The sequence below is a fragment of the Marinomonas atlantica genome (assembly GCF_001639725.1).
Lineage (GTDB): Bacteria > Pseudomonadota > Gammaproteobacteria > Pseudomonadales > Marinomonadaceae > Marinomonas > Marinomonas atlantica.
Window position 1 is genome coordinate 98,876 of sequence record NZ_LTAW01000003.1, and the last position, 12,584, is coordinate 111,459.

Annotated in this window: 9 protein-coding genes; 8 read left to right on the plus strand and 1 reads right to left on the minus strand. The window is 43.7% G+C overall.

From position 1 onward, the window contains the following. Positions 1-42: 42 nt before the first annotated feature. From AYW75_RS05600 to AYW75_RS05620, 5 genes are all read left to right on the plus strand, one after another. Positions 43-1,956, plus strand: a complete 1,914-nt coding sequence (locus AYW75_RS05600; protein WP_067096653.1) for a (Fe-S)-binding protein — start codon at positions 43-45, stop codon at positions 1,954-1,956. Further along, positions 1,956-3,215: an electron transfer flavoprotein subunit alpha gene (gene etfA, locus AYW75_RS05605; protein ID WP_067096656.1), complete on the plus strand. Its 1,260-nt coding sequence runs from the start codon at positions 1,956-1,958 to the stop codon at positions 3,213-3,215. The genes AYW75_RS05600 and etfA overlap by 1 nt, the downstream gene beginning before the upstream one ends. Next, positions 3,205-3,975, plus strand: coding sequence for an electron transfer flavoprotein subunit beta (gene etfB / locus AYW75_RS05610; protein WP_067096659.1), 771 nt, complete (start codon positions 3,205-3,207; stop codon positions 3,973-3,975). The genes etfA and etfB overlap by 11 nt, the downstream gene beginning before the upstream one ends. Positions 3,976-4,083: 108 nt before the next feature. Beyond that, on the plus strand, positions 4,084-4,326 hold the full coding sequence (locus AYW75_RS05615) for a hypothetical protein (protein ID WP_067096662.1): 243 nt from the start codon (positions 4,084-4,086) through the stop codon (positions 4,324-4,326). Between the two features lie 458 nt (positions 4,327-4,784). After that, positions 4,785-6,362 (plus strand): BCCT family transporter, encoded by a 1,578-nt coding sequence (locus tag AYW75_RS05620; protein ID WP_067096664.1) that lies wholly within the window; start codon positions 4,785-4,787, stop codon positions 6,360-6,362. A gap of 867 nt (positions 6,363-7,229) precedes the next feature. Here the strand turns inward: AYW75_RS05620 and AYW75_RS05625 are convergent. Further along, complete coding sequence (locus tag AYW75_RS05625) at positions 7,230-8,501, minus strand: aromatic ring-hydroxylating oxygenase subunit alpha (protein WP_067096667.1); 1,272 nt, start codon at positions 8,499-8,501, stop codon at positions 7,230-7,232. 316 nt (positions 8,502-8,817) lie between these two features. On the opposite strand from AYW75_RS05625, the gene AYW75_RS05630 reads away from it, so the two are divergent. The 3 genes from AYW75_RS05630 to AYW75_RS05640 are packed head-to-tail and all read left to right on the plus strand — an operon-like array spanning position 8,818 to position 12,576. Next, positions 8,818-9,951 (plus strand): hybrid-cluster NAD(P)-dependent oxidoreductase, encoded by a 1,134-nt coding sequence (locus AYW75_RS05630; protein ID WP_067096670.1) that lies wholly within the window; start codon positions 8,818-8,820, stop codon positions 9,949-9,951. A gap of 22 nt (positions 9,952-9,973) precedes the next feature. Then, on the plus strand, positions 9,974-11,854 hold the full coding sequence (locus tag AYW75_RS05635; RefSeq protein ID WP_067096673.1) for a DUF294 nucleotidyltransferase-like domain-containing protein: 1,881 nt from the start codon (positions 9,974-9,976) through the stop codon (positions 11,852-11,854). Between the two features lie 11 nt (positions 11,855-11,865). Then, complete coding sequence (locus AYW75_RS05640; RefSeq protein WP_067096677.1) at positions 11,866-12,576, plus strand: 3'-5' exonuclease; 711 nt, start codon at positions 11,866-11,868, stop codon at positions 12,574-12,576. The last annotated feature ends 8 nt before the right edge of the window (positions 12,577-12,584 follow it).

Genomic DNA, 12,584 nt, shown 5'->3' on the forward strand with positions numbered 1-12,584 from the left:
GGCAATGCGGCCGCCTCTTTATTGCTATATGAGGGTTGAAAGATGGTTATCGACTGGTTACCTTCTGTTCTTATTGTTGTACTGCTTGCCTTAGGTGTTATCGGTGCGTTACGCCGTGTCAGTCTATGGCGTGCTGGCCAACCGGAAAAAGTCAATCTCATCGCTGGTCTGCTAGCGATGCCTGGCCGCTACCTTAAAGATTTACACCACGTTGTTGAGCGCGACAAATACATGTCACGTACTCACGTTGCAACGGGTGGTGGCTTCGTTCTTTCTATGGTGCTTGTGCTGATCGTGCATGTATTCAATGTTGAGCAGCAAATTGTTGCTTGGGCGTTGATCGGTGCATTGTTGATTATGCTGACAGGTGCTTTCTTTGTTTTCAAACGTCGTCTTAACCCACCTGAGCGCCTTTCTAAAGGGCCTTGGATGCGCTTGCCGAAAAGTTTGATTATCTACTCGCTTACTTTCATTATTCTGACTCTACCAGCGGCAGGCATTTTGCCAGATGCTTCGGGCAGTGTCTTAATGATCGCTGTATTGAGTGTTGGTATTGTTATTGGCCTTGGCGAATTGTTGTTCGGTATGGGCTGGGGTGGACCAATGAAGCACGCCTTCGCTGGTGCACTTCATTTAGCATTCCATCGTCGCTCAGAGCGTTTTGGTGGCGGTCGTTCTACTGGCCTTAAACCGGTAAATCTTGATGGTGATGTGCTAGGTGTTTCGAAACCAAGTGATTTCAAATGGAATCAGCTGCTTGGTTTTGATGCGTGTGTACAGTGTGGTAAATGTCAGGCAATGTGTCCTGCCTTTGCTGCGGGTCAACCATTGAACCCGAAGAAACTTATTCAAGATATGGTTGTGGGTCTTGCTGGTGGAACGGATGCGAACTATGCAGGTAGTCCTTACCCAGGAAAAGAAGTAGGCAACGCAAAAGGTGGTCCGAATGAGATCATTACTGCCGGCCTTGTGAGCCAAGAAACACTGTGGTCATGTACTACTTGTCGTGCCTGTGTTGAAGAGTGTCCGATGATGATTGAGCATGTTGATGCGATCGTTGATATGCGCCGTTTCCTAACCATGGAAAAAGGTGAGACACCAAACAAAGGCTCTGAAGTTCTTGAGAATATCATCGCTACAGATAACCCAGGTGGTTATGCTCCAGGTAGTCGTACCAACTGGGCAGCTGACCAAAACTTAGCAGTGATGAAAGAGAAGAAAGAAGCTGACGTATTGTTCTGGGTGTCTGATGGTGCCTTTGATATGCGTAGTCAGCGTATTCTTCGTGCATTTGTTAAGTTAATGAAACATGCCAACGTAGATGTTGCTATTCTGGGTGACGAAGAGCGAGACAGTGGAGATGTGGCGCGTCGTTTAGGTGATGATGCAACTTTCCAAAGCCTTGCACAGCGTAACCTAGCAACGCTTGGCCAGTACAAGTTTAAGAAGATTGTGACAACTGATCCGCACGCTTACCACTGTCTACGTAATGAATACGCTGACTTTGATAAAGAGGGTGCATTGGAAGGTGTTGAAGTTTTGCACCATACTACATTCTTGAATCAACTGGTTCAGTCTGGAGCCTTGAAGCTTGATGCATTCAAGGGTGGCAAAGTAACTTATCATGACCCTTGTTACTTGGGTCGTTATAACGGTGAGTACGAAGCGCCACGTGAGCTCTTGCGTTCATTGGGTATCGAAATTGCTGAGATGGAGCGCTCTGGTTTCCGTTCACGCTGTTGTGGCGGCGGCGGCGGCGCTCCGATCACGGATATTCCAGGTGAGCGTCGTATCGCTGATATGCGTATGGAAGATGCGAGCACAACGGGTGCCGAATTAGTAGCAGTAGGTTGTCAGCAATGTACTGCCATGCTTGAAGGTGTTGTTGAGCCTCGTCCAGTGGTAAAAGACATCTCTGAGATCCTAGTGGATCAATTAGCTGAGGAGGTTCACTAATGAGTGACATCATTCGTCGTGACCCGCGTGCAGAGTGGATTATTCGTAACCGCTTGCACCCACTACATGATCAATACGCAAACCAAGAGGAGGGTGGCGAAGTTCGCGGCCCTTCAGGTTTGCTCCGTAAGTTTCCGCATAAAGTAGGGTTTATTGGGCCGAATGGCATCAAGCGTATTGATCGTTTGAAAGGCAACTCATCTGCGCCGAAAGGTAAACGTTCATCTGCTGCTCAAGAGGTTCAATTACCTCTACATAAAGTGGATAGCCCTGAATACTACATTATGGTTGTCGCAGACTTAGTGGGTGGTCGCTTGACTGGTCACGATAAAGATATTTTAGGTCTTGCACACAAATTGATTGCAGAGCGCGGCGGTAATGGTGCCGTCGTTGCAGTGTGTTTCGGTGAGGTCAAAGAAGAGCATTTCGATACAGCTGGCGTTGACCGTCTGTTGCATATCGATGGTGAAGCGTTTGAAGGTTACTCACCTGAAGCCCGTGTACAAGCATTGGCTCAAGTTGAGGCTCAATACCCAGTCAAGCAATGGTTATTCCCTGATAGTATTCATGGTGGTTGTGATCTTGCTTCTCGTTTAGCGGCTCGTTTAGGTGAGCGTCCAGCGACACAAGCATGGCAAGTGAATGTTGAGCAAACAGTAAGCCGTGGTGCTTCTGCTAGTTTAGACATTACGCGCAAAACACCAAAAATACTTATGCTTCTTGAAGAATGTGCTGATGCAATTGACGAGACGCGTCATGAAGCAACACCGATTACGTTGGACGGTGTTTCAGTGACTGCACCAACCATTCAAGACCAAGGCCTTATGGATGTCGATCCAAATGCAATTCCAATGGCTGAAGCTGAGTTCATTTTATCGGCTGGTAATGGTATCCATAACTGGGATCAGTTCCATGATGCTGCGAAAGTGTTGGGCGCGACAGAAGGTGCAAGCCGTGTTGCGGTCGATGATGGCTTTATGCCTCGTTCGCGTCAGGTGGGTGCGACTGGTACTTGGGTAACGGCACGTGTTTACATCGCAGTTGGTATCTCTGGTGCGATTCAGCACATGCAAGGCATTGGTCAAGTAGACAAAGTCGTTGCGATCAATACGGATGCTGGTTGTGACATGGTAAAACGTGCCGCGCTAAGTGTTATTGGTGACAGTGAAGAGATTCTTGGTGAGTTAATGAAACTGACTGCCGAGCACAAAAGCACGAGTGTAAGTGATCAAGCTGAGGAGGACAGTCATGCCGCATAAAGTAATTTCTTTAATCTCGGTTGGTCGTCACCCTCAATCTGGTCGCTCTCGTCGTGCGGATCAAGATAGTCGAGCAGTCGAGTTAGGCCTTAAATTAGCAGGCACTGACTTAGATGTCGTTCATGCCGGTTCTTCGCAAGAGCCTGTGCTTCGTCAATATGCGGGCATGGGGCTTCCAAAAGTGACAGTGCTTGAACAAGACGAAAGTGCCGATGCTTTAGTATCTATTGCTGATTACTTAAAAAGCGAAAAAGCTGACATTGTTTTAACTGGTGTTCGTGCAGAAAGTGGGGAGTCATCAGGTATGACGCCTTACATTCTATCGGAGCAGTTAGGTTGGCCGATTGTCGCGCGGGTTGCTGATATCGTTGAAATTAAAGGTGATGAGGCTCAGGTGTTACTTGCACTTCCTCGTGGTCAACGTCGTCAAGTAACTGTTAAGCTTCCTTTTATTGCATCTATCGATAATGCTGCTGAGGCTGCGCGACAAAGTGCGTTTGGCCCAGGTCTACGTGCTAAGATGGATAGCCAAAATGGTTCTACAGTTGAAGACTCTGTTCGTGTTGACTGGAGTGAGGCTCCTGCTAAAGCGCGTCCAAAGCGTCTGAAAATTGTAAAAGCGAAAACCGCTGCCGATCGTTTTAAAGCGGCTACCGCAAAACCACAAGGTGGCTCAGGTAAGGTAATGAAGAATGAGTCTGCGCAAGAACAAGCGCAAGCTATCTTTGATCTTCTTATCGAAGAGAAAGTTATTCGATAGAATGGCTGTATTCTGAAGAAGGGGTGATTAACGACTGTTAATCACCCCTTTTTTAAGTTACATTTCTTACCATATTTTTAAAAGTTTTAATGATTAAGGCTATTTCTTATGATGATTGTCGATTTGATTGATGAAGTTGACTTCAAAGAGAAGATGCTTGGGGTGGGTGCGCCAGTTAAAGATTGTCAAACACTTGAGGAAGTGATTGGATCTTTGAACCTATGGATCAACGATGCACCACAAAATTTATCAGTTATACAAAGTGCTTGCATTGAGCTTGAAGCTACTGGTGCAACTATCCTTCCTGATGTTCATATTGTTATAAAAGATTTATTGGCATTAGAACGTTAATTTTCTTTAGATAAGCTTTTTCTTATATTTGCTAAAAGTGTATTAGTTGAATGCTAATGTGCATTGATTTCTATAAAACGCGAATATAACTTCTTGTTTTTATGGTGTTAATTTAGGGCGTTTTTAATAAAACGATCTGCTCTAAAATGGTTCGTTTGCCTTAAAATAAAGCGTTTGTAAAGAACTTGTCCGAGTCGTCAATTTTATAATTATGCCTAAAATCAATGCTTGTCGTGTCTGGTCATAATGTACTCTAAGCTTGTCGCCTTTAGGCACCAAATGCGCAAATAGTCGTCGTACTATCATAAGACGGTGCAAAAATTGTGCGCTCGAAAAGATAGGTACTAACCTGTCAAAAGATTTATAGTGTTGGATCAAAACAATGACTGTTCACCTAGACTGATTTTCTGGCGAGTCTAGGTGAGCGGTTGCTGACTTAAACTAGGTGGAGTAACAGAATGGACCAAAAAACTAAAAAACGTCCAAAGTCGTCGGACTATACGTCTGACTACAAAGCGGGGCAGGACAATGTCCAGATCCTCGGTATGGATGTCAATAACCCAGTATTTACAACAAGTGCTGTGGCGATCATTGCCTTTATTGCTTTGGCTTTGATCTTCCCAGCACAAGCTAAAGACTGGATGGTAGGTGCGCGTGGTTGGTCAATCGAGACGTTTGATTGGTTGTTTATGATTGGCGGTAACATCTTCGTGTTGTTCTGTCTGGCATTGATTGTTTTGCCTGTTGGTAAAATTCGTCTTGGTGGTAATGAGGCTCGACCAGAATTCTCCACTATGTCTTGGTTCTCCATGTTATTCGCGGCTGGTATGGGTATTGGCTTGATGTTCTGGAGTGTTGCTGAGCCAGTTGCATATTACACCGACTGGTGGGGTACGCCTCTAAATGTAGAAGCAAACACACCAGAAGCAGCTTCTGCTGCGATGGGCGCGGTAATGTTCCACTGGGGTCTACACCCATGGGCAATTTACGGTGTTGTTGCACTAGCGCTAGCGTTCTTCTCGTTTAATAAAGGTCTTCCACTTACTATTCGTTCAGCTTTCTACCCTCTATTGGGTGAGCGCTGCTGGGGTCCTATTGGTCACTGTATTGATATCATTGCTGTTATCGCAACGATCTTCGGTTTGGCGACTTCTTTAGGTCTAGGTGCGTCTCAGGCTGCTGGTGGTTTGAGTTTCTTATTTGGTATTGAGAACAATATCTCTACACAGATCGGAATCATCATTGTTGTGACAAGTATTGCAGTTGTTTCTGTAATGCGTGGTCTTGATGGTGGCGTTAAAGTTCTAAGTAACATCAATATGATGCTAGCGGGCATATTAGTACTGTTTGTTGCTATCTTTGGCTCGATTACTGGTTTCTTTGGTCATATTTTCAGCACAACTGTTTCTTACGCGGAATACATCTTCCCTCTAAGTAATTGGATTGGTCGTGATGACAATAAATTCTACGAAGGTTGGACTGTGTTCTACTGGGCTTGGTGGATTAGCTGGTCTCCATTCGTAGGTATGTTCATCGCACGTGTTTCGAAAGGTCGTACTGTTCGTGAATTCATGATTGCTGTGTTGCTTGTACCAACAGTTGTTTCGATTATCTGGATGTCTGCATTCGGTGGACAAGCACTTGATCAAGTACAAGGTGGCGTAGGTCAACTTGCTGGTGGTCTAGGTGATGTATCTAGCGCTATGTTCCAGATGCTTGAGAACTTGCCACTGCAAACATTGACTTCGATTGTTGCCATTGTCCTTGTATTGGTGTTCTTCATTACTTCTTCTGACTCAGGTTCATTGGTAATCGACTCTATTGCTGCCGGTGGTAAAGTTGAAACGCCTGTGCCACAGCGTATTTTCTGGGCAACTATGGTTGGTCTGATCGCTGGTGTGTTGTTGTTCGGTGGTGGTTCAGAGGCTCTAAGCTCTCTACAGGCCGGTGCTGTAACTACGGGCCTACCGTTTACAGTAATCCTTCTGTTGATGTGTGTGAGTGTCTACAAAGGTCTACGTTCAGAGTTGAACTAACTAAATTTTATTAATTAGTTAGCTTTAAATAAGAACCGCACTAGCAAATGTTAGTGCGGTTTTTTTGTGAGCTGCATTGCTTGGAAGTCCGATGAAGTATCTTGCGCAAACCTTGCTCTCAATTTTTGGTAGCTCTTTTTTAAGTAGATTTGTAGTTTATTGATTTTAGCTAATCTTTTTGAGGCAGCCTCTTTTTTGATGTCTGATCGACTAGGTGTTTTATGAGGTATTTATTTTTTATCTAAAGCTGAGTCGCCACATCATAATTAAGTTAGCTAAGTAATATCCAGCAGTCATAAGAATTAGCTCACTCTAATAAGTGTGTTTATTCATGTGTTTGCACAGAACAGGCCTATACACAGCTATCTTTGAGTTGCAGCTAATTAAGTTGTTCTTAACGATTATTAATACCGTTATTGACGCTCTCTATTAATGTGTTAGTTGCTCATTGGAGATATTGCGCTTGATGAGGTAAGGAGGGCTATATCAATTTTGAAGTTGTAGAATATGGTTGGCATCGGCTCGATGGTGGTGTTCTTTTGTCTTTATGGATTGAATATAGCTTGATGCGGGTTTATCTAATACAGAGCTAAATTAGAATTAGAGCCGTAAAGCGTCCAATTTTCTAGCAGTTATTGGTATCTTGTCTAATTCAAACTACGTAGTGCAGAATATCAAGATATTAAAGTGGATTGATCTCATGCGATTAATGAAGACTGGCAATGGCGTATCGGAGTGCAACACAGCAAAACTCGTTATAATGCATTAGATGTCATTTAATTAACTGTACTTATTAGTTACAAATAGAGTATGAATGCAAAAAAAAGCCAGCTTTAAGCTGGCTTTTTTATTTAGGGTAAGACCTTATTATTTCTTAAGGTTCTTTTGAATAGTGTCTGTGTACCATTCTAGGAAGTTCATAACACCGAATTCGTAAGTTTCAGAGTATGGACCAGGCTGGTAGCCTACAGAGTTAATCCCCAATTGGTTTTGCTCACCAAGTACACGGTCTTGGTCGTTAGTAGCATCCCAAACTTGACGTAATCGGTCAGGGTTGTAGTCTTCGCCTTCTACTGCGTCTTTGTGTACGAACCATTTAGTGGTCACCATAGACTCTTGAGCAGAGATTGGTAGCACGCGGAACACGATGAAGTGATCAGACTGCATGTGGTTCCAAGAGTTCGGAAGGTGAAGGATACGCATAGAACCAAGCTCAGGGTTCTTGATGTTGCCTAGCATCTTCTTACAGCCTGCTTCACCATCAATCGTCATTACTTTAGTGCCTTTTTTCAAAGGCATACGAACGATGCGGTTACGCTTACCAGGGCCGTAGCTCTTGTGTTCATGTGGAATACCTTCAGCGTCCCATTTAGCAGACTGTTCTGCGTAATGGTCTAGGAAGTCTTGAGGTGCACGAGGGTCATTCGTATCATCCCACTCTAGAATTGTATTCAATAGTTCAGGGTGGCTACCTGCACAGTGGTAACACTCACGATTGTTCTCAAGTACAAGTTTCCAGTTAGCTTTTTCATACATGTTGGACTCAGCTGCTAACTTCGTATTTTCTACGTCGTAAGGTGCCATGTACTCTTCTAGCGTTGCAAGAAACTCATCAAAGTCACCTTCTGGCTCTTCTTTACCAAGAGAGATAAAGATGAAACCGCCAGCTGTTTTGCAATGAGTTTTCTTCAGACCATGCTGAGACTTATCGAAGCCTTCTTGCATCTCTGTACCAGCAAATAGCAGATTACCTTTCAGGTCGTACGTCCACTGGTGGTAAGGGCAAACTAGGTTTGCTACTTTGCCGCGGTGCTCAAGACATACGCGAGAACCACGGTGGCGACATGTATTGTGGAATGCATTTACAGAACCGTCAGCATCACGAATGACAAGGATTGGGTTTTGCGCAATTTCTACTGTGAAGTAATCACCACGGTTTGGGATTTCACTGGTCATACCAACGAATAGCCATTCCTTTTGGAATACTTCTTCCACATCAACGCGGAACATGTGAGGGTCGTTGTACAGTGGTGCATCCAACGAGTAATTTGCTGGGCGAGCCTCAAGCAATTTAGACATTTCTGTGCGAGCTTCTTGAACAGTCGCGTAACGCATGTTTAACAGATCATATTGATTCATTAGAGTGATCCTCAATAACAAAAGCCGAGTTGATGTTGTTTCCCTCGTCGGAGCAACATAATTGGGAATATTTTATTACATTCCCTTTGTCGTTATAATAATGACGCTATCCTCACCTAAGTTAGGGTTTGCGAAATGACTAATTACGACATACTCTCATACATATATCGACTCTTCTTGCTACATCAGATAGTTAGGGCTACTTTCATGGCTTCAATGAGCAACTTGGTGTCGCAAAAGGTCAACTGAAATCCTAGCACTCGAACGACAATTGCTCAAATCGGTGAAACGTCAACGCCATCAAGAGAGAATAACCATGACAACTCCTCCAACAGTCGCATCCGCTGCAGACTACTTAGCACCAGTAAATACTCAAACTTGGGTAAATGGCCGTCATAACGTACGTTGTGTAAAGGTTATTGAAGAAGCTTGGGATGTGCGCACTTTCTGCTTTATGGCACAACAGCCAGTTATGTTCTTCTTCAAGCCAGGTCAATTTGTGACTTTGGAGCTTGAGATCGACGGTAAGCAAGTAATGCGCTCTTACACCATCTCTAGTGCACCATCTGTACCTTACAGTTTTTCTATTACTGTTAAGCGTGCACCTGGTGGTTTGGTATCTAACTGGTTGCATGACAACATGAAAGTGGGTGACGAGCTAGCTGTACACGGCCCAGTTGGTAACTTTAACTGTATCGACTTCCCAGCTGAGAAAGTACTACTTCTATCTGGTGGTGTTGGTATCACGCCTGTTATGTCTATGGCACGTTGGTGGTTTGACTCGAATGCTGATGTAGATATGGTCTTCATCCACAGTGCGCGTACTCCTCGTGATCTAATTTACGCACGTGAGCTAGACCATATGGCTTCTCGTGTTGATAACTTCAACCTTAACCTTATCGTTGAGCGTGTTGAAAACGGTCAAGCTTGGCATGGATACCGTGGCTATCTAGATGGCGTTAAGCTTGAAATGATTGCACCTGACTTTATGGATCGTGAGATCTTCTGTTGTGGTCCAACACCTTACATGAGTGCTATTAAGAAGATGCTTCAAGAAAAAGGTTTCGACATGTCTCGTTACCATGAAGAAGCTTTCGGTGCGACACCTTCTGATGTGGAAGAAGAAGCGATCGAAAACGCAGAAGTTGCTCAAGAAGCAGCTGATGCACTTGACTCTTCAGATATGCACCGCGTAGAAGTGATCAGCTCTGGTATGACTATGAGTGTTCAGGTTGCTCCAGGTGAGACGTTGCACAACGCCGCAGCGAAACTTAACCTACACATTCCAAAAGCGTGTGGTATGGGGATTTGCGGTACTTGTAAGGTATTAATTAAAGAAGGTGAAACGCACATGGAGTCCAATGGCGGTATTATGGATGAAGATGTAGCGGCTGGTTATGTGCTTTCATGTTGTACAGTAGCGAAATCTGATGTTGTATTCGAATACTAATTACTAGTATTAAGGGCGCCCTATGGAAGCTGAGCAAATAGAGATAGCTGAATTCTTAGGGCGCTATCCTCCTTTTTCATTCTTACCTGAAAAAACATTGAATCTAGTGGCTTCCTCTTTGGAGATTAGTTACTACCGTCAAGGTGCTGATGTCTATAAATTCGGCGAAGAGATTCATGATTTATGTTTTATTCGCAGTGGATCTGTGGAAATTTATCGTCGTAATGGTGTTCTTTACAACCGTTTAAGTGTCGGTGATGTATTTGGCCAACTTGGTTTGTTGATGAATAATCGTATTCGTCTACCTTCCCGAGCGCTTGAAGATTCGTTAATTTATTTTGTTCCTGAGACCCTTTTTAACGAATTGTGTGATAATTACGATGAGTTTGCTTACTTTGTTGAAGTAGATGACAAGCGTAAGATGAACAAAGAAATACAGCAGAAACGTGAAGAGAATGACCTTTCAAGTGTAAAAGTGTCTACGTTGATTGCTCGTCCTCCTATTATGATTTCATCCGATGCCAGTATTCGCCAAGCAGCGTTGGTGATGACCGATGAATCCGTTTCGTCACTGCTGATTTATGATGAAATAGCCCCAGTAGAAGACTTTGGTGACAGCTTTAAGCATTTGGTTGGCATACTAACCGACCGAGATTTGAGAACCCGTGTTGTTTCACAGGGGGTCGATCTCGACAGTGCTGTTTCTTCAGTGATGACACTAACACCTAAAACATTAGATAAAGATACGTTTGTTTTTGAAGCAATGTTAATGATGTTGCGCTTTAATCTTCATCATTTGCCTATCGTTGAAAATAATGTCCCAATTGGTGTGATTGCAATTTCAGATATTGTTCGATATGAATCTAAAAATAGTCTGTATATTGTTGGTTTGATTCATCGGCAGCATTCTATTGAAGAGTTGGTTCAAGTGTCTAAAGACGTCCCGTCTTGCTTTGTTCGCATGGTGAGGCAGGAATCTAGTGCTCAAATGATTGGTAGCGCAATGTCGGTTATCGGCCGTAGTTTTAAGCAGCGACTACTTGAACTTGCAGAAGAGAAGCTCGGACCACCACCAATACCTTATTGCTTTTTGGCATTAGGTTCTATGGCACGAGATGAGCAGCTGTTAATCACGGATCAAGATAATGCCTTAATCTTGTCTAACGATTATAACCACCGTCAGCATAATGAGTATTTTGAGGCCTTAACTGAGTTTGTCTCAGAGGGGTTGGATAGATGTGGTTATCCCTACTGCACTGGTCGTATTATGGCAACCAATTCGCGCTGGCGAAAAACGATCAGTGAGTGGCGTGAGTGTTTTGCTGATTGGATTGATGTGCCTAACCCAGCCGCATTACTGAATAGCTCTGTATTTTTTGATCTCGAAGGTGTGTGGGGCAAAACAGAATGGGCTGATGAGCTGTATCGTTTCATAGTTAATCGAGCAAAACACACGCCTAAGTTTCTTGCTAGCTTGTCGAGAAATGCTTTGCTCCGTACGCCCCCGCTGGGTTTCTTCAAAGAGTTTGTAATGGAGCAAGATGGTGAACATCGTCGCACTATTAACTTGAAGCGTCGAGGGACGGCACCTTTAGTTGACCTTATCAGGGTACATGCATTGGCGGTTGGTTCAACGTCACGAAATTCAATAGATCGTCTTGATGATGTCATAAAGTCTGGAATCTTGCCCGATAAGCGTGGTCAAGAGTTAAAATATGCCCTTGAGTACTTAGCAATGGTTCGAATTCGACACCAAGTTGAAGATGTTGAGAATGAATCTGAGGTTGATAACAATATAGAGCCTGATACCTTGTCTGATATTGAAAGGCGTAATCTAAAAGAAGCTTTTAACGTGCTGAGCAATAGTCAGCGCTTCCTCAAATACCGCTATCCGTTTTCGTGAGTTTAAGAAATATGGCTCGTGTAAGTGACGCATTTTCTTGGCACGAGTTTCTTCGACAGGAAGCTGAAGATGCTAATTCAAAACTTCTGAAAAGCTTTTATGCCTCTCAAAATTTTTCTGAAGACCTCACATTAAATCAGGCCGAGTTTGTTGCGTTAGATTTTGAAACCACAGGACTTGATCCTAAAACAGATGAAATAGTCAGTATTGGCTTGGTGCCTTTTAATTTAAAGCGCATTAAGGTGGCTGAAGCAAAGCATTGGGTTGTTCGCCCAAGATGTAAATTGAACGATGACTCGATTGTAATTCATGGAATTACTCATAGTGAAGTTTCAACAGCCCCTCGTATCTCAGAAGTACTAGAACAAGTACTAAAGGCTCTTGAAGGTAAAATCGTTGTTGTTCATTACCAGTATATTGAACGAGAATTTTTGAATCGAGCGGTTGAAGGTGTATTAGGGGAAGAGCTTTGGTTTCCTATGTTCGATACCATGCATTTTGAGGCCATGCTTTATCGAGATGGTTGGCGCACTAAATTAAAGCGACTGTTTGGCAGAAAACTGGTTTCTATTCGTTTAGTTGATAGCCGTTTACGTTATGGTTTGCCTAGGTATCATATGCACAGTGCGATGACGGATGCGATTGCTACAGCCGAACTTCTGCAGGCTCAAGTTCGTCACCGCTTTGATAAAACAGGTCGTGTGTCAGACTTGTGGCAGTAAGCTTAGTG

What these genes read in the sequence shown, in the direction of transcription:
- AYW75_RS05600 (WP_067096653.1), top strand. Translation starts at nt 43, where the DNA reads ATGGTTATCGACTGGTTACCTTCTGTTCTTATTGTTGTACTGCTTGCC.
- etfA (WP_067096656.1), top strand. Translation starts at nt 1,956, where the DNA reads ATGAGTGACATCATTCGTCGTGACCCGCGTGCAGAGTGGATTATTCGT.
- etfB (WP_067096659.1), top strand. Translation starts at nt 3,205, where the DNA reads ATGCCGCATAAAGTAATTTCTTTAATCTCGGTTGGTCGTCACCCTCAA.
- AYW75_RS05615 (WP_067096662.1), top strand. Translation starts at nt 4,084, where the DNA reads ATGATGATTGTCGATTTGATTGATGAAGTTGACTTCAAAGAGAAGATG.
- AYW75_RS05620 (WP_067096664.1), top strand. Translation starts at nt 4,785, where the DNA reads ATGGACCAAAAAACTAAAAAACGTCCAAAGTCGTCGGACTATACGTCT.
- AYW75_RS05625 (WP_067096667.1), bottom strand. Translation starts at nt 8,501, where the DNA reads ATGAATCAATATGATCTGTTAAACATGCGTTACGCGACTGTTCAAGAA.
- AYW75_RS05630 (WP_067096670.1), top strand. Translation starts at nt 8,818, where the DNA reads ATGACAACTCCTCCAACAGTCGCATCCGCTGCAGACTACTTAGCACCA.
- AYW75_RS05635 (WP_067096673.1), top strand. Translation starts at nt 9,974, where the DNA reads ATGGAAGCTGAGCAAATAGAGATAGCTGAATTCTTAGGGCGCTATCCT.
- AYW75_RS05640 (WP_067096677.1), top strand. Translation starts at nt 11,866, where the DNA reads ATGGCTCGTGTAAGTGACGCATTTTCTTGGCACGAGTTTCTTCGACAG.